Here is a 16,829-nt window from a genome sequence, read left to right on the forward strand (position 1 = left end):
TTGATGCAGAGCTTTAATCGCCCTGCTTCGACGTCTCCTCGTCGCGCGGATGCAGCCGGGAATCGAGCAGGATCGCGATCAGCAGCACGACACCCTTGACGATGTTCTGGGTCTGCACGTCCATGTCCATGATGGTCATGCCGTTCAGCAGCACGCCGATCAGCAGCGTTCCGGCGATGACGCTCATCACGTTGCCGCGGCCGCCGACGAGGCTGACGCCACCGAGCACCACAACCATGATGACGTCGAAAATGATCGTCGATTCCGCGACCTGGAGATGCATCAGCGCCGTCTGCGCGACCATCACGACACCGCCGACATACCCGATCGCGGCGCACAGCGCGTACTCGATCATGGTCAGCGGGCGGGTCGGCAGACCGGTCTGACGCGCGGCGTCGGGATTGTCGCCATGGGCATAGACGAAGCGCCCGATCACGGTGCGCGACAGGAAAAGATGCACCACGACCGCGGTGGCCGCGAAGATCAGGATCGAGATCGGAACGCCGCCCCAGATGTTTCCGCCGAGCCGCAGGAATTCGTCATGCCCCTTGGAAAGATAGACGACATAGTGCTGCACCGCTGTGGTGCGCACGATCCCCAGCACCGCAAGGCTCGACGCCAGCGTCGTCAACAGCGGCGGCATCTCGATCACCGAGATCAGAAACCCGTTCAGGATGCCGATGGCGATCGCCATCACGAAGCCGATCAGCAGCGCGACCGGCGTCGCGTAGCCCGAATTCATCAGGATGATCGCGATCGCGGTGGACGCGGCAAAGGAGGCGACTTGCGACAGATCCAGTCCACGCCCGATCACGACCACGGCCATGCCGAGCGCGAGAATGCCGAGTATCGAAATGTTGCGCGCCAGCGCGAACAGATTGCCCAGCGTCAGGAAGCCCTTCAGGAAGATCGAAAAAATGACGATCAGGACCGCGCACATCACCAGCACGGCCGTCGTCTGCGTCAATTTCGCCCCGCGCGCTCCCGAACTGCCGGTCACCGGGTCCTCCCAGGATTGATTTTATTGTGAGCGGAAATTGAACAGAATGTATCCAGAAGTCAATCTCCGTATCCAAATTTTGGACAGCAGCTGGTTTGACCGGAGGATATATTCACACCTGAAGCCCTCCATAACTATCTATATCTAAATGGATATATGTATGTTCTGGCGTCCGCGATCGAAGCGCATTTTCCGAGTTCGATCGGTCCTTTTGAAGCCGACATTGCTATATTGGATACATTCGGCTTGAGAGCCTGTCCCTAAGGCCAACTGGTCCTCATAGCGCCGTCACCCGCGGCGACGGAACGAAGCCGACGACGTTGCGGCAATCGCTCCTGGCCAAGGCCTGAAGATCGTGGCGAAAGAGAATGCCGAGACCGAGGTTTGACGCTGCCTTTCGCCCATCGAAGCCGCGCCAGATGGAAGCCCGAGCGACCTGACGGCCGGTTTAAATTCAGTCTCGACGCGCCCATATGGGTGGCAGGTTCGCAATCACTGACGGCACCAGATTGTCCGAGCAACTGTCGATGTTCGATGCGCCAGCCGCAGGACCGGCGGGTCTGCGCTACGCGCCGGATTTCATCTCCAAAGCAACCGAGGGCGAGCTCATCCGCCACATCCGGGCACTTCCGCTTGCCCCCTTCCAGTTCGGACAGTTCGAAGGCAAGCGCCGCGTGGCTTCGTTCGGTTACCGGTACGACTATGCGTCGCGCCGACTGGAATGTGCCGAACCGATCCCCTCCTGGTTAAACGGCATCGTCGCCGCGATCCAATCCTTCGGCGGCGTGTCGACCGAGATCGGGCAGATCCTGTGCACCGAGTATGATTGCGGCGTCGGTATCGGCTGGCACCGCGACAAGCCGCATTTCGACAGGATTTTCGGACTGTCCCTGGGATCCGCATGCAAGTTCCGCTTTCGTCGTCGGACGGAAAACGGATGGGAGCGGTTCACGCTCGATGCGGCGCCCCGATCACTCTACCTGATGGCCGGTGATGCACGGCAGATATGGGAGCACAGCATTCCGCCGGTCGAGGCCCCCAGATACTCGATCACCTTCCGAACCATGGTCGAAACGGTGCGGGGCGCCAAAGCGTCGCGATAACCTTGGATTGCCGGTTCCAGCGCTCCGTTGCGCATCGCCGCATCAACCCTGATCGAGCGCTACTTCGATCCGATCGGAAGACGCAATCATGAGCGGAAGGTGCGACCAACGCCGCGCGAATGGTTGATGAGACGGGGGCGGACGAACTTGGGAAGTTCGTCCGCCGAGAGATCGCGCGCCCCCGGAGTGTCGATCGCGGGGAACGCAGCGGGCGTCTCACGCCGCTTTCGCAGCAGCCTTGTCGGCCGGTGCCGTTTCCATGGCGCGCATATAGAGATCGAGCAGCGATTCGCGCTCGTCGCGCTCATCCTGATCCTGCTTTCGCAGTTTGACGATCTCCTTGAGGATCTTCACGTCGAAACCCTCACCCTTGGCTTCCGAAAAAACTTCCTTCTTCTGCTCGTTCAGTTCCTGCAGTTCAGCGTCCAGATTCTCGATCCGCTCGATGAAAGAACGAATTTTTCCGCCGGGAATGGTGATGTCAGACATGGTGCCTCTTTGTTGAATGAGGCGGTGAAAATGAAAGCAAAGTGATAACCAATGTCTTAAGCTTCATCGGTTCCTGTAGCGCATCTATCCCGCGGCTTGCCGCGGTATTTCAGACCGCGATCCAGCTGATCACGGCCGCGGCCGACGTCCAGAGCGTCCATCCAAGGCCAAGCAGGGACATCACCGCGGCCGCCATTGCTACGGCCAGCAGCAGACCATCTTCCTGCAGGTAAGCGATCGCGATCAGGACGACCACAATCCCGGGAATGACATTGACCAGAGGCAGGGGCCAGCCCGCCAACAGACCCAACAGGAACACGACCAACCCAACAAGCCGGTCAGTCACGTCATGGCGCGCATTCCAGCGCGGCCGGCTGATGTTCTCGATCGCGCGCAGCAGCGGACCCGCCCTGACGGTGAACCGCTTGAATCGCTTGAAGTCGAACGGCCGCTTCGACAGGAAGCGGGGAAAAGATGGAGCACTGTGCCCCAACATCATCTCGACCGCCGGAAACAGGAGGGCCAGCGTCGCAATTGTGGCCACGCCGGGGACGATCACGAGCAGCCCCAGCAACAGCAGGAGCAATCCGAACGAGCGCCTGTCCAGATGGCTGAGGAGCCATTCGAGGTCGACGGGGCCGTCAGGTGCTTGCGCGACGAGTTCTTCGAGGAGCTGGGAAGTACGGGTAGGCGCTGAGAGGGGAGCGGGCAAATGAAGCATTACCCGGTAACATGGTCGAACTCCGTATCGATTGCAACGAATGCCAGAGGCGCCTAGGAAGCATTGATGGACAACGATTCCGACCAGGCGTGGCACGGCCATGCGCCGAACAGCCCCCTGCCCGCCGGTCGCCGCCGCTGGCCATGGTTTCTTCTGATCGTCGTCGTCGCCCTTGTCGGCGCCGGCGGCGTCTACGCTTGGCCCGAAGTCGCGGCATTGGTCCCCGCCATAAGCCACGAATCGTCCGGCGGAGCGATGACGACGAGCGACAAGGAGGCGTTGCCAACTCTCCTCGCGGCCCAACAGAAGCTCGAGGAAGACCTCGCCGCACTCGATCGGTCAGTAGCCGACGGGCAGGCGCAGTTGAAGGCCATTACCGACCAGTTGGCGGTCCTGACCTCGAAGGTCGAAGAGTTGCAGCATCTGCCCCCGCCGACAGCGCGACCGCCACCTGTTACGGCCGAGGCGCCGCGTGCCCCGATCCCGCCAACTACCCCGCAGCCGAGAAAGCCGCCGCCTCGGGCCGTCAGGCCTTCAGGTCCCGTTTCGACTGGCGGCGCACCGCTCAATGTCGCGCCCGGCGGCATGGCCCGTTGAGTTCAGAAATGCCCCAAACCGCATTCCGATTTTTGGCTTGGGGTTTGATCCTCGGCCTCTTCATCGTCACCGATACGACGATGGCATTTCGTCCCCACACGTTGATATCGCCAAACGCCGATCGTTTTGTCGCCCTATTCGTTGTCGGAGCCGTCTTTTCCCTCGCCTATCCGAAGCATGTCCTGCCAATCTTGCTGGCACTGCTCGCCGTCATTGTCGGCTTCGAACTTATTCAAAAGCTGCTCGCCGGCAGGCATGGCTACATAAAAGACATATTCGTCAAAGGTGCCGGCTGCTGCGCAGGCGTTGTCGCCGCCACTGCCCTGAGACGCGCGCTTTCAGCGATGTCCAAGCCGACAGGTACCTCCTGACGTCCTGCGCCGCCTTTGCTCTGTTCGACGTTGGCGCAGAGGCACGTGTCGGCAACCTTCGGTCCAATCCATCATCAAACCTGCCTTGGCACGGGCAAGTCCGCTATTCAAATTGGACCGGCTCGGATCCGGGATAGGAATGAGCGACGAACTCGCAGAACGCGCGAGCCGCCGGAGAAAGCTTCGCCTTGTCCTTCCAGGCAAGCCCGACATCCATGGTGTGGACATCGTCATCGAGCGTCTTGAGATCGATGCGATGTCCTTCCAGCGACCAGGGACGGTAGACCATGTCGGACAGGATCGTAATTCCCATGCCGGTTGCGACCATGCTGCGAACCGCTTCGACCGACAGGGTCCGGAAGATGACGTTCGGTACGTACGCGGTATGCTGCCAGTAACGCATCGCGGAGCGTTCGGCTTCATCGACGGTCAACATCAGATAGGGCTCGCTCACCAGGTCCGCCAGCTTGATGCTGTCCTTGCGAAGCAGCGGATGATTGACGCAGGTCCACAAGCGACGCGGCGAGCGCAACAAGAGCCGCGAGCGAATGGAGTGCCGGTCATGCAAGTTTGCAACCAGCATGATGGCCGCATCGACGCTGCCGCTGATCAAGCTCTGCTCGATCGCGTCGCGCGGAAACTCGTGGAGACGCACCGTGATACCCGGGAATGATCGCCAGAAACGCGACAACAAGGGCGGCAGGAAATATCCGGCGATGGTGTAGCTGACGGCGACATCGACGGTGCCGTCCACCTGCATTCCCCAGCGATGCGGCCCGCGTATCGCATCCGATACGCTGGCCTCGATGGCGCGGGCACGTTGCAAGAACTCCCGTCCGTCAAAGGTCAGCGTCACGCCGTTCGAGTGACGGTCGAACAGCTTGTGGCCGAGCTCGGCCTCGAGCGCCTTGATGGACGCGGTGACCGCAGACTGCGTCACGCTGAGCGCCGCCGCGGCAGCCGAAACGCGCCCGGTCTCGGCGGTTGCGATGAAATGCCGAACCTGACGGAACGTCAGAGACATAAAAATTTCCGATATCAGCGAACGATATTTCGAATTTTACAATCCCCCGGCGGACCGGAAAAATCAATCCATCGGTTCGCGAGTGAGAGGCATTGAGGTCATGTCCGATGGTTTGGAGTTGGTCGCTCGCGATATCAGCGTCCAATTCGAAGGCCTGAAGGCGCTGTCCAACGTGACCTTGACCGTACCGCGGGGACGTATCGCCGGACTGATTGGTCCGAACGGAGCCGGCAAGACCACCCTTATTAATGTGCTGACGGGTTTCCAGCCGGTTGGCGCCGGAACCGTGGAACTGGAAGGCGAGACGCTGAGTGGCATTGCAGCGCACAAGTTGCGTCGCAAAGGCGTGGCGCGAACCTTCCAGTCGGGCCGACTTTTCCGCGACCTGCCGGTGATGGACAACCTTGAGGTCACCGGCGTCGGCCTGGGCCAATCCCGTCCGGAGGCGATCGGTGAAGCCGAGCGCGTCATGGCTTGGCTCGGCATTTCGCATCTGTCCAACACCATCGCCGGCGCCCTGCCCTATACCGACGAGCGCCGCGTCGCGATCGGCCGCGCCATCATGTGCACACCGCGCTATCTGCTGCTCGACGAACCGGCGGCAGGAATGTCGGAGCATGAGAGCCACGAACTTGCCGCCATCATCCGGCGGATCGCGGGCGAGCTCAATGTCGGGGTGCTGCTGATCGAGCACAATATCGGCCTCGTGCTCGAGCTCTGCGAGCGCATCTACGTCCTCGATTCCGGCGAGGTCATCGAAGCCGGCCCGCCCGCTCAGATCCGTGACAGCGACGCGGTCAGGCACGCCTATATGGGCACGCAGCGCGACGAGCTGCTTCCGGTCGCCGCCGAAGAGGCCGTCGCGTCATGACGCTGCTTGCCGTCGACGACATCACCGTCAGCTATGGCCGCCTGACGGCTCTCCGCGGCCTGACGCTGAAGATCGATGAAGGCGAAATCCTGTTCGTGACCGGCCCGAACGGCGCCGGCAAGTCGACCTTGCTCAACGCCATCGCAGGCGTCGTGCCACCGGGCTCCGGGTCCATCATGATCGATCGCGCAAAGATCACGGGTGCCGCCCCCGAAGAAATCGCCCGGCGCGGATTCTCCCTGGTTCCCGAGGGACGCAATGTCTTTGGCGCGCTGACGATCGAGGAGAATCTGAAGGTCGGAACCGGCATGCGCACCGACCGCAAGAAGATCGCCGACGACCTGGATCAGGTCTACGAGGAATTCCCGATGCTGGCCGAGCGCCGCCACACCCCGGCGGGCATGCTCTCCGGCGGCCAGCAGCAGATGCTCGTCATTGGCCGCGCCTTGATGGCCGCGCCCCGCATCATGGCGATCGACGAGCCGTCGCTCGGCCTTGCGCCAAAGATCATCGACCAGATCTACGAGATCCTGGTGCGGCTGCGGACGCAGCGCAAGCTCACCCTCCTGATCGTCGAGCAGAGCTCGACACGCGCCATGATGACGGGCGGACGGATGGTCCTGATCCGCGGCGGCCGCATCGTGCTCGAGGGCCCAGCGGCCGATATGGTCAGGGATGATCGTCTGAAGCAGTCCTATTTCGGCTTCGGAGATCATTGAGATGCGCGAGTTGCTCCAGATCATCTTCGATGCCCTCAGCCTCGGCAGCCTCTACGCCCTTGGCGCGCTCGGTATCGCCCTGATCTTCGGCGTGATGCGGCTCGTCAACTTCGCGCACGGCGATTTCATCGCGTTTTGCGTCTTCGCCATGCTGTGGCCGTCGATCGATGCGGCGGCGATCGTCTTTGCCGGGCAGCTACCGTTCTATCTGCTGATCCCGCTGCTGCTCTTGATCGGCGCCGCGCTGTCGATCCTGTCGGAGATCGTCGTCTTCCGCCGCTTCCGCAATGCCAATCCGGCGACGATGATGATCGCATCCTTCGCACTCGGCTTCGTGATCCGGCATCTCCTGCTGATGCTGTTTTCCAGCCGGCCGAAGTCGATCACGCTGTGGCCGAGCCTCGGCCTGCCGGTCGAATTCCTCGGCGCTCACATCCCGATGCTCCAGGTCGTGACCATCATCATCACGCTGGCCGTGCTGGTGGTCCTCGTCCTGTTCCTCAAGCGCACGCGCTACGGGCTCGAGATGCGCGCGGCCGCCGACAATTTCACCATGGCGCGCATGCTCGGGGTCCGCGCCAACGGCGTGATCCTGCTGGCCTTCGCCATCAGCGGCATGCTGGCGGCGGCGATCGGCCTGATTCTGGCGACCAATTCCGGCACCGCCGACATCGGCATGGGCGCCAACGTGATGCTGATCGCGTTCATCGCGACCGTGATCGGCGGCCTCGGCAGCATTCCCGGCGCCGTTGCCGCCGGCTTCCTGATCGGTGCGGCCAGCGTCGTGTTCCAGGCGACCCTGCCGCATGACGCCAGGGTATTCCGCGACGCCTTCGTCTACGGCGCCGTCATCGTCGTCCTTCTGGTGCGGCCGCAGGGCCTGTTCGCACCGAAATCCGCCAAGCAGAGGGTCTGATCGATGTCGCAGCGGCCGTCCGTCATCCGGCAAACGATCATCACGCCGATCGTGCTGATCGTGGCGCTGCTCATCATGGCGGCCCTCTCCTATCAATTCGGTAGCCGGGCCTTCAACCGCACCGTGGTCGAGATGTTCATCAACATCATGGTGGTGGTCGGGCTCTACGTCTTCGTCGGCAATTCGGGCCTGCTGTCGTTCGGCCATATCAGCTTCATGTGCCTCGGCGCCTACATGACCGCCTGGCTCACGATTCCGCCGGTGATGAAGTCGATCACGCTCAAGGGCCTGCCGGCATGGCTGCTCCACGCGCAACTGCCGATGTGGGTAGCGACGCCGATATCCGGACTGTTTGCGGCACTGTTCGCGCTGATCGTCGGGCGCGTCATCATGCGCCTTTCGGGCATCGCCGCCTCGATCGCGACCTTCGGCCTGCTCGGCGTCATCAACAATGTCTATTCGAACTGGGATTCGGTGACGGGCGGACAGGGTTCGATCGTCGGCATTCCGCCCACCATGAATGTCTGGACCGGATGGATCGGCGGCGCCGTGGCCATCGCGATCGCCTATCTCTCCTCGATTTCGCGCTCCGGACTGGCACTTCGCGCCACGCGAGACGAAGCGGTCGCGGCCAGCGCCTCCGGCATCGACATCGTCCGCGAACGGCTGATCGCCTTCGTCGTCAGCGCCTTCATCATCGGGCTCGCCGGCGCGCTCTACGCGCATTTCCTGAGCATCGTCAATCCCGGCGCATTCTATCTGCGGACGACGTTCATCACGCTGTCGATGCTGGTGGTCGGCGGCATGTACAGCCTCAGCGGAGCCGTCTCGGGCGTGGTTGCGATCTCCGTGTTGATCGAGCTGTTCCGCAATCTCGAGAAGGGCATCAGCCTCGGCGGTCACACCGTCGGCCTGCCGAACGGTGTCCAGGAAATCGCGATCGGCATCATCACCATCGCGATCCTGATGTACTTGCCGACGGGACTGACCCGCAACCAGGAATTCTCCTGGCGTCGATGGCCGTTGCAGCGCCGCCTGACGCCACCGGTCCAGACCGCGCTGAAGGAACTGCACTGACGCTTGTTTGTACAATTGGAGGAGTGGGGATATGCGCTTTACGACATTACTCAGCATCTTGGCCGGAGCATCCGCGCTCTGGATCACGCCTGCCCGGGCAGCCAACGAGATCGTTGTTGGGTTTGCGACCGCGGCATCCGGATTCATGCAAGCCTACGACAAGCCGGCGCAGGACGCGGCACTGATCCGGATCGAGGAGATCAACAAGGCCGGCGGCCTGCTCGGCAAGAAGATCAAGCCCGTCTTTGCCGACACCAAGACCGATCAGGCCGAGGGTGCCAAAGCCGGCCTTGCGGTGCTCGACCAGGGTGCCGACCTCGTCATCGTCTCCTGCGACTACGATTTCGGCGCGCCCGCGGCGCTGCAGGCGCAGGCTGCCGGCAAGGTTTCCTTCTTCCTCTGCGCCGAATCGATCAAGGCCGGCATCCCCGGCGTCGGCCCGTTCTCGTTCTCGGCCTCGGTGCTGGCACCGGTGCAGGGAGCGACCATGTCGGAATGGGCTTACACCAAGAAGAACGCACGCAGCTTCTATCGGCTGCTCGACAGCTGGACCGTCTACAACAAGGGCATCTGCGACGGCTTCGACTGGATGCTGCCGCGCCTCAAGGAGGCCAAGCTGGTCGGCAGCGACACCTTCAAGAACGACGATGCCTCGATCGCCTCGCAGATCACGCGCATCAAGAGCCTGCCGAAGGAGCCCGACGCCATCATGCTCTGCACGATGATGCCGGGCGCTGTCTCCGCCATCAAGCAGATCCGCGCCGCCGGCATCAAGTCGATGATCCTCAACGGGTCGGGTGTCGACGGCAGCTACTGGATGAACGCCGTTCCTGACCTCTCGAACTTCTACGTCCCGGTGCAGGGCTCGGTCTATGGCGACGATCCGAACCCGAAGGTCAACGAGTTCAACAAGAAGTACAAGGAGGTCACCGGCGGTGACCCCTCCAGCCAGTACGTCTATCCGGGTTACGTCCTGATCGACGTCTGGGCCAAGGCGGTCGAACGCGCCAAATCGACCGATGCGGCAGCCGTCGTGGCCGAGCTCGAGAAGATGAACAACGAGTCCACGCTGTTCGGGCCGCGCACCTTCACCAAGGACATCCACCACCAGAACCAGGGTCGCTACCTGATCGTCGACACCGAGGCCGGCAAGCCGCAGGTGATCGACCAGTGGACGATCTCGGAAAAGATCCCGCTCGCCTATCTGGTGTCCAAGTAACCCGGCAATGCGCCGCCCTGGGTGCGCCAGTCATACCCGGGGCGGCCTTCGCCGGTCATATGCAAAGCCAGTTGGAAGGAAATCAGGAGATGGTCGTGATCAACTGCGACATGGGCGAGGCCTACGGCCTCTACAAGATGGGCGACGACAAGGCATTGATGCCTCATATCGACGTCGCGAACGTCGCCTGCGGCTTTCATGCCTCCGACTTCAATCACATGCGCAAGACCGTGCAGCTCGCCAAGCAATTTGGCGTCAAGGTCGGGGCGCACCCGTCGCTGCCCGATCTGCAGGGATTTGGTCGCCGGGAGATGAAGATCGACCGCGAGGAGCTGGCCAATTGCCTGCTCTATCAGATCGGCGCACTCAAGGCCTTCCTGGATGCCGAAGGCATGGCGCTCAATCACATCAAGCCGCACGGCGCACTTTACGGCATGGCATCGCGCAACGAGGAGATCGCCGAAGCCGTGGCTGATGCCGCTGACGTCTACAAGGTGCCGTTGCTCGGCATGAAGGGAACGTTGCACCAGAAGGTCTACGAGCGGCGCGGTCATGCCTTCGTCGCCGAATACTATGCCGACCTCGACTACAATGCCGACGGCAGCCTGATCATCACCCGCGAGCACGAGGCGAAGGATCCGGCCGACGCCGCAACCCGATGCGCAAGGGCGGTCAATGAAGGCAAGACGCGCACGGTGGCCGGAAACGACATCGTGGTCGGCTCCGACTCGATCTGCATCCACTCCGACACGCCGAACGCCGTCGCCATCGCCGAAGCCGTCCGCGAGGCGGTGCGCCCCTATCTCACCGCGCGCTGAACCGTCGCGGCAACGAACCAAAGACTCTCAAGAGGAAACAATGGCAACGCAGCAGATCTTCTCGCCGCTCCCAGGCATCTTTTATCGCAAGCCCGCACCCGACAAGCCGGTCTACAAGAACGACGGCGACGCCGTCGCCGAGAGCGACACGATCGGGCTTATCGAGGTGATGAAATCGTTCAACGAGGTGAAAGCCGGCATCGCCGGCAAGATCGTCCGCTTCCTGGCCGAGAATGAAGATGCCGTGATGGCCGGCCAGCCGATCGCCGAAATCGACGTTTAGGGCTCTTCGACCAGCCATGGCGATCAAGAAGCTCCTCATAGCCAACCGCGGCGAGATCGCGGTGCGCATCATCCGCGCAGCGCGCGATCTCGGCATTGCAACCGTGCAGGTCTACAGCAAGGCCGACCAGGCCTCACTTGCGGTCAGGCTCGCCGACGAAGCGGTCGATATCGGTCCGCCGCAGGCGTCGAAATCCTATCTCAACCAGGCCGCCATCCTCGCCGCGGCGCGGAGCACTGGTGCCGACGCTATCCATCCCGGCTACGGCTTCCTCGCCGAGAACGCCGAGTTCGCCGCCGCAGTCGAAGCGGCGGAATTGATCTTTGTCGGCCCGACCGCGCAATCGATCCGGCTGATGGGCGACAAGGTCGCGGCACGCGAGGCCGCCGCCGCGGCCGGCGTGCCGACCGTCCCTGGCAGCCAGGGGCGGCTGGAATCGGCCGAAGCGGCCTTCGCGCTGGTCGAGAAGACCGGCTTCCCAGTGATGATCAAGGCCGCCGCCGGGGGTGGCGGACGCGGCATCCGCATCGCGCGGTCCCCCGGGGAGTTTCAGCATCTGATGCCGCAGGCACAGGCCGAGGCACTCGCGGCCTTTGGCGACGGCGGGCTTTACGTCGAAAAGCTGATCGAAGGCGCGCGGCATATCGAGGTGCAGGTGCTCGGCGACGGACACGACGTGATCCATTGCTTCGAACGCGAATGCTCATTGCAGCGCCGCCGCCAGAAGGTCTGGGAAGAAGCTCCCTCGCCCTCGCTCAGCCAGGCTGTGCGGGAGAGGCTCTGCACCTCGGCCGTGGCACTCGCCAGAGCGGTCAATTATCGCGGCGCCGGGACGCTCGAATACCTCTACGACGACGCCACCGGCGAATTCTACTTCCTGGAGATGAACACCCGCATCCAGGTCGAGCATCCGGTGACGGAAATGATCACGGGCATCGACCTCGTCCGCGAGATGATCCGGATCGCCGGCGGCGAATGCTTGCGCATCAGCCAGAACGAGATGCGCGTCAGCGGCCATTCGATCGAGGTCCGTATCAACGCCGAGGATCCTGCCAGAAACTTCCTGCCGAACCCGGGCACGGTGAGCGCGCTCAGCCTGCCCGTCGGCGACGGCGTTCGCTTCGACAGCATGCTCTATCAGGGCTACACGGTGCCTCCCTTCTACGACAGCCTGCTCGGCAAGCTGATCGTGCACGACAAGGATCGGCCGAGCGCCATGAAGAAACTCGAGCGCGCGCTCGCCGAGCTCAGCGTCGAAGGCATTTTCACGACCAAGCCCCTACACCAGGCGCTGGCGCGCGACGCCGACGTCCAGGCTGGGCGCTTCCATACGGCATGGCTCGAATCCTGGCTTGAGTCCCATGCCGCCGCCCTTGCCACCGCTCAGCCGCCATCAGCCGCGAAGGTCGCCTCATGATGGCGAGAGAATCCGCCCCGTCAGCAACAGGAGGCCGCTAGCATGCAAACTCGATTTTCCTTCGGCGGCGATGAGCACATTTTCGCCGAGGTCGGCGAAGCGATGTCCCTCGAGGCCTTTTTCAAGAGCCTGTTCATCACCAATGCGGTGCGCGATGCCAGGATCAAGGGTGTCACCGAGATCTGCCCGGCGAACGCGTCCTATCAGGTCAAGTTCGATCCAGAGCGGATCAAGCCCGACGATCTCCTCGCCGAGCTGAAGCGGCTGGATTCCGCATCCGAGAAATCGGAACCGGTGATCAAGACGCGGATCATCGAGATTCCCGTGCTCTACAACGACCCCTGGACCCGTGAGACCTTGATGCGCTTCCGCGAGCGTCACCAGGATCCTGACGGCACCGACCTCGAATACGCCGCGCGGATCAACGGCCTCGACAGCGTCGATGCCTTCATCAAGGCGCATTCCAGCGCGCCCTGGTTCGTCTCGATGGTCGGCTTCGTCGCCGGCCTGCCCTTCCTCTACCAGATGGTCGAGCGCAAGCGGCAGCTTCAGGCCCCGAAATATCTGCGCCCGCGCACGGATACGCCGAAGCTCACCGTCGGACATGGCGGCTGTTTCAGCTGCATCTATTCGGTGCGCGGCGCCGGCGGTTACCAGATGTTCGGCATCACGCCGATGCCGATCTATGATCCCAACCAGACCATCAGCTATTTGCGCGACTTCATGTGCCTGTTCAAACCGGGCGACATCGTGAAATGGAAACCGATCGACCGGGCAGCCTATGACGCCGCGGTCGCCGACGTCGACGCCGGCCGGTTTGCGCCCGTGATCCGCGACGTCTCGTTCTCGTTGACCGAGTTCAACCGCGACATTGATGGCTACAACAGCAAGCTCGATGGAGTTCTCCATGGCCGTTAGGGTTTTGAAGCCGGGTCTTGCGACCACCGTCCAGGACCTCGGACGTCCCGGCTATTATCACATCGGCATCCCGCTCTCCGGCGGCATGGACCGTCACGCGCTGGTCGCCGCAAATCTGCTCGTCGGCAATGATGCAGGCGCAGCCGTGCTTGAGGCGGTGTTCATGGGGCCCGAGCTCGAATTCACCGAAGACGCCACGGTCGCCGTCACCGGCGCGGAGCTGCCGCCGAAACTCGACGGCGAGCCGCGCGAGACCTGGACCAGCTTCAAGGTGAAGCGTGGCCAGATTCTCTCCTTCGACTTCCTCAAGCGAGGCGCACGCGGCTACATCGCGGTCGCCGGCGGCATCGATGTGCCCGTGGTGCTCGGCTCGCGATCGACCTACGCACTCGGCGCGCTCGGCGGCTTCAAGGGCCGCAAGCTCGAGGCCGGCGACGAATTGCCGGTCGGCCATGCCAGCGTGACGGTCAAGGACGGCCGCACCGTCGCCAACGATTTACGCGGACAACCGGCGGGAATGCCGACAGAGCTGCGCGCCATGCCCGGCCTCTATTGGCACCGCATTACCGAGGCCGCCGGCAACGGCTTCTTCTCCGACACCTGGAAGGTCGCGCCGGAAGCCGACCGGATCGGCTACCGCTTCAAGGGTGGCAAGGCGCTCGAATTCGTTCCGCGCGAACCGCCGTTCGGCGCCGGCTCTGACCCGTCCAACATCACCGATGCCTGCTATCCCTACGGCTCGATCCAGGTTCCCGGCGGCACCGAGCCGATCGTGCTGCATCGCGACGCCGTATCCGGCGGCGGCTACTTCATGGTCGGCACCGTGATCGCCGCCGACATGGATCTGATCGGTCAGCTCCAGCCCAACACGCCGGTGAAGTTCGTCAAGGTCGACATGGATCAGGCGCTTGCGGCACGCAAGAGCCGGACCGAGCTGCTGGGCAAGCTTCGCAGCGCCATGGCGTAATCGCGAGGGGGCCCACCGCATCTGCCAACGGACCTCGGCCGCGGGCGCCGGAGCGATCGCGCATGGTCACGTCTAAACCTGTGGCTGTCGATTGCGCGCTCGCACATCTGAGGTCTGTGCCACGGTGTGCTGTCCGCCGGACGGCACGAGAGTTGCAGCGGACACATTCGAGCTGAGAAACACTGCTCATGAGTTGTGCAAACATCGGAACAACCGCGATGTCCGTTTCTCTGAAACAGATCCGCTACTTCGTCGCCGCCGCCGAGACCGGGCGGATCAGCCAGGCGGCCATCGATCTCAACGTCTCGCAATCAGCGGTCACCGCGGCGATCCAGCAGCTCGAGGCCACCGTCTGCGCCCGCTTGCTGGAGCGCACGCCGAACGGCGTAACCGTCACCATGGAGGGCAGCCGCTTCCTCTCCCAGGGCCGTCATATCCTCGCCGCCGTCGCCGAGGCGGTGCGCGACACGCAGATGTCCGCCGGCCCCCTGTTCGGGACGATCCGTGTCGGCGTCACCTACACCGTGTCGGGCTACTTCCTGCCGCGTCATCAGATGCGCTTCAAGGCGAGTTTCCCCGGGATCACGATCGAGCTGTTCGAGGCGCCGCGCGACGTGCTCGAGCGCGCACTCGTCGATGGTGCCCTCGACCTCGCGGTGATGCTGGTCTCGAACCTGCGCGACAACGCCATGCTCACCAGCGAGACCTTGCTGCGATCGCCGCGCCGGCTGTGGCTTGCGCCCGAGCATCCCCTGACCCGTGCCGAGCGGGTCCACCTCGCTGACGTCGCGACCTATCCCTACGTCATGCTCACGGTCGACGAGGCCAAGCACACCTCGATGCGCTATTGGAACAACGCCTCACTCGAACCGAAGACCGTGTTCCGCACCTCCTCGGTCGAAGCTGTCCGCTCCATGGTCGCCGGCGGCATGGGAATCGCCATTCTGTCCGACCTGATCTACCGGCCCTGGTCGCTGGAGGGGCAGCGGATCGAGACCCGCGTCATCGAGGACGAGGTGCCCAGCATGGACATCGGTCTTGCCTGGCGTCGCGACACCAAGCCATCGGGGGCTGCGATGGCTTTTCGCGATTTCATGCGCTTTGCGGTTGCCGGCGTCGGGCCGGCCCGGCCGCCGGTCAGCATGGACCACCGACATCAGGCCGAGGAGGCCATCGAAATCTAGAATATCAGTTTCCGTTTTATTCGACTTGACGCCGTCCGGCTGTCCTCGCCAAACTTTGCCCGGGGACACGACGACCGGAGGCACAGCCGGCGGCGGGAGTGAGACATGCAAGTCACCTACACGACCAACGACATCCCGTTGCAGACGCGCCGCCAGTACTGGCAGGAGGTCGTCTCGAAGACCTATTACTCGCTCGACCTGCGCTTCCCGAGCACGCGCGACTTCAATGCGCGCCTTGGCGCCTGGTCGATGGGCCCTGTCTCGGTGTCCCGCAACATCGCCAATGGCCTGCTGTACAAGCGGCATGAGCGGCATCTCCTGAGCGAGCGGGAGGAATCCTTCCTGATCACGGTGCCCGAACTCGCCGAAATCCGTTTCGAGCAGGACGGCAAGGTGGTGCATTGCCGCCCGGGCGCGTTCCTGATCGAGCGCAGCCACCTACCCTACGAGTTCAGCCATCAGGATCCGACGGCGCTGTGGTGTCTGAAGATCCCGAGCGCGGTGCTGCGCGCCCGCATTTCCCGGCCCGAGCGCCTCGCGACGCTGCAATTCGACGCCAGCCGCAGCGTCGGCGCGCTGTTCGTCGACACGCTGCGCCTGTCCGGTGAACGGATCGAGGAAATGGACGAGACGGCGCGCACGATGATGGGCAAGCACCTGATCGAGCTGCTTGCGATGGCCATTGAATCCGACGACCGTGTGTTGACCGGTCACTCGTCCTCCGTGCGCAACGGCCATTTGCTGCGTTGCGAGCAATTCATCCGGGCCCGTCTCGACGACATGCGGCTCACGCCGCAGATGATTGCCGACGGCTGCGGCATCTCGCTGCGCTATTTGCACCAGATCTTCGAGGGCGAAGGTCTGACCGTCTGCGCCTACATCCGCAACCAGCGCCTTTCAATGTGCGACGCCCTGCTGCGCGATGCGAACTGCCGCAAGAGCATTTCGGAAATCGCCTATCAATGGGGCTTTGCCGACCAGGCGCAGTTCAGCCGCAATTATCGCGGCCGGTTCGGATGCACCCCGAGCGAGGCCCGCGCCATTTCGCGCACAGCCAACTCCTGAAGACTGGCCTGCTGATCGATTCTTAGGCACACCGCCGCCGGCCTGGGCATGTATGGGCACCGGCACGGTT

The 16,829-nt window shown here is 63.0% G+C and carries 19 protein-coding genes; 15 read left to right on the plus strand and 4 right to left on the minus strand.

Annotated features, from left to right (window positions below; translation table 11 throughout):
• Positions 1 to 13: 13 nt before the first annotated feature.
• Positions 14 to 1,000 (minus strand): ABC transporter permease, encoded by a 987-nt coding sequence (locus J2R76_RS12045; protein ID WP_057017121.1) that lies wholly within the window; start codon positions 998 to 1,000, stop codon positions 14 to 16.
• A gap of 473 nt (positions 1,001 to 1,473) precedes the next feature.
• Between J2R76_RS12045 and J2R76_RS12050 the strand changes: the two genes are divergently transcribed.
• Positions 1,474 to 2,103: an alpha-ketoglutarate-dependent dioxygenase AlkB gene (locus tag J2R76_RS12050; RefSeq protein WP_253623999.1), complete on the plus strand. Its 630-nt coding sequence runs from the start codon at positions 1,474 to 1,476 to the stop codon at positions 2,101 to 2,103.
• A 216-nt stretch (positions 2,104 to 2,319) separates the two neighbouring features.
• On the opposite strand, the gene J2R76_RS12055 is transcribed toward J2R76_RS12050, so the two are convergent.
• Both J2R76_RS12055 and J2R76_RS12060 read right to left on the minus strand, forming a co-directional pair.
• The gene (locus tag J2R76_RS12055; RefSeq protein WP_016842183.1) at positions 2,320 to 2,592 is read right to left on the minus strand and encodes a DUF2312 domain-containing protein; all 273 of its coding nucleotides are present in this window, start codon (positions 2,590 to 2,592) and stop codon (positions 2,320 to 2,322) included.
• Positions 2,593 to 2,701: 109 nt separating this feature from the next.
• Positions 2,702 to 3,313: an exopolysaccharide biosynthesis protein gene (locus J2R76_RS12060; protein WP_225646071.1), complete on the minus strand. Its 612-nt coding sequence runs from the start codon at positions 3,311 to 3,313 to the stop codon at positions 2,702 to 2,704.
• Between the two features lie 66 nt (positions 3,314 to 3,379).
• Here J2R76_RS12060 and J2R76_RS12065 point away from each other — a divergent pair, with 66 nt between their 5' ends.
• Both J2R76_RS12065 and J2R76_RS12070 read left to right on the plus strand, forming a co-directional pair.
• Complete coding sequence (locus tag J2R76_RS12065) at positions 3,380 to 3,910, plus strand: hypothetical protein (protein WP_253624000.1); 531 nt, start codon at positions 3,380 to 3,382, stop codon at positions 3,908 to 3,910.
• 8 nt (positions 3,911 to 3,918) lie between these two features.
• Complete coding sequence (locus J2R76_RS12070; RefSeq protein WP_253624001.1) at positions 3,919 to 4,281, plus strand: hypothetical protein; 363 nt, start codon at positions 3,919 to 3,921, stop codon at positions 4,279 to 4,281.
• 103 nt (positions 4,282 to 4,384) lie between these two features.
• Here the strand turns inward: J2R76_RS12070 and J2R76_RS12075 are convergent, their stop codons facing one another.
• On the minus strand, positions 4,385 to 5,305 hold the full coding sequence (locus J2R76_RS12075; protein ID WP_092084505.1) for a LysR substrate-binding domain-containing protein: 921 nt from the start codon (positions 5,303 to 5,305) through the stop codon (positions 4,385 to 4,387).
• A 100-nt stretch (positions 5,306 to 5,405) separates the two neighbouring features.
• Here J2R76_RS12075 and J2R76_RS12080 point away from each other — a divergent pair, with 100 nt between their 5' ends.
• The 12 genes from J2R76_RS12080 to J2R76_RS12135 all read left to right on the plus strand — a co-directional run bounded on the left by J2R76_RS12080 (position 5,406) and on the right by J2R76_RS12135 (position 16,759).
• The gene (locus tag J2R76_RS12080; RefSeq protein ID WP_253624002.1) at positions 5,406 to 6,176 is read left to right on the plus strand and encodes an ABC transporter ATP-binding protein; all 771 of its coding nucleotides are present in this window, start codon (positions 5,406 to 5,408) and stop codon (positions 6,174 to 6,176) included.
• Complete coding sequence (locus tag J2R76_RS12085; protein ID WP_253624003.1) at positions 6,173 to 6,895, plus strand: ABC transporter ATP-binding protein; 723 nt, start codon at positions 6,173 to 6,175, stop codon at positions 6,893 to 6,895. The genes J2R76_RS12080 and J2R76_RS12085 overlap by 4 nt, the downstream gene beginning before the upstream one ends.
• A gap of 1 nt (position 6,896) precedes the next feature.
• The gene (locus tag J2R76_RS12090; RefSeq protein WP_057017115.1) at positions 6,897 to 7,811 is read left to right on the plus strand and encodes a branched-chain amino acid ABC transporter permease; all 915 of its coding nucleotides are present in this window, start codon (positions 6,897 to 6,899) and stop codon (positions 7,809 to 7,811) included.
• 3 nt (positions 7,812 to 7,814) lie between these two features.
• On the plus strand, positions 7,815 to 8,888 hold the full coding sequence (locus tag J2R76_RS12095; protein WP_253624004.1) for a branched-chain amino acid ABC transporter permease: 1,074 nt from the start codon (positions 7,815 to 7,817) through the stop codon (positions 8,886 to 8,888).
• 31 nt (positions 8,889 to 8,919) lie between these two features.
• Complete coding sequence (locus J2R76_RS12100; protein ID WP_253624005.1) at positions 8,920 to 10,107, plus strand: ABC transporter substrate-binding protein; 1,188 nt, start codon at positions 8,920 to 8,922, stop codon at positions 10,105 to 10,107.
• An 89-nt stretch (positions 10,108 to 10,196) separates the two neighbouring features.
• The gene (gene pxpA / locus J2R76_RS12105) at positions 10,197 to 10,925 is read left to right on the plus strand and encodes a 5-oxoprolinase subunit PxpA (protein ID WP_028345053.1); all 729 of its coding nucleotides are present in this window, start codon (positions 10,197 to 10,199) and stop codon (positions 10,923 to 10,925) included.
• A 40-nt stretch (positions 10,926 to 10,965) separates the two neighbouring features.
• A complete protein-coding gene (locus tag J2R76_RS12110) occupies positions 10,966 to 11,208 on the plus strand; it encodes an acetyl-CoA carboxylase (protein ID WP_018270951.1) in 243 nt (80 codons plus the stop codon).
• A gap of 16 nt (positions 11,209 to 11,224) precedes the next feature.
• Entirely contained in the window at positions 11,225 to 12,625 is a 1,401-nt protein-coding gene (locus tag J2R76_RS12115) for an acetyl-CoA carboxylase biotin carboxylase subunit (RefSeq protein ID WP_253624006.1), read from the plus strand.
• A 42-nt stretch (positions 12,626 to 12,667) separates the two neighbouring features.
• Complete coding sequence (locus J2R76_RS12120; protein ID WP_225646064.1) at positions 12,668 to 13,543, plus strand: allophanate hydrolase subunit 1; 876 nt, start codon at positions 12,668 to 12,670, stop codon at positions 13,541 to 13,543.
• On the plus strand, positions 13,533 to 14,510 hold the full coding sequence (locus J2R76_RS12125) for a biotin-dependent carboxyltransferase family protein (protein ID WP_229189496.1): 978 nt from the start codon (positions 13,533 to 13,535) through the stop codon (positions 14,508 to 14,510). Before J2R76_RS12120 ends, J2R76_RS12125 begins: the two co-directional genes overlap by 11 nt.
• 218 nt (positions 14,511 to 14,728) lie before the next feature.
• A complete protein-coding gene (locus tag J2R76_RS12130) occupies positions 14,729 to 15,694 on the plus strand; it encodes a LysR family transcriptional regulator (protein WP_076826275.1) in 966 nt (321 codons plus the stop codon).
• Between the two features lie 105 nt (positions 15,695 to 15,799).
• Complete coding sequence (locus tag J2R76_RS12135; protein ID WP_057017110.1) at positions 15,800 to 16,759, plus strand: helix-turn-helix domain-containing protein; 960 nt, start codon at positions 15,800 to 15,802, stop codon at positions 16,757 to 16,759.
• The last annotated feature ends 70 nt before the right edge of the window (positions 16,760 to 16,829 follow it).

The sequence above is a fragment of the Bradyrhizobium sp. USDA 4532 genome, from assembly GCF_024171315.1.
Lineage (GTDB): Bacteria > Pseudomonadota > Alphaproteobacteria > Rhizobiales > Xanthobacteraceae > Bradyrhizobium > Bradyrhizobium australafricanum.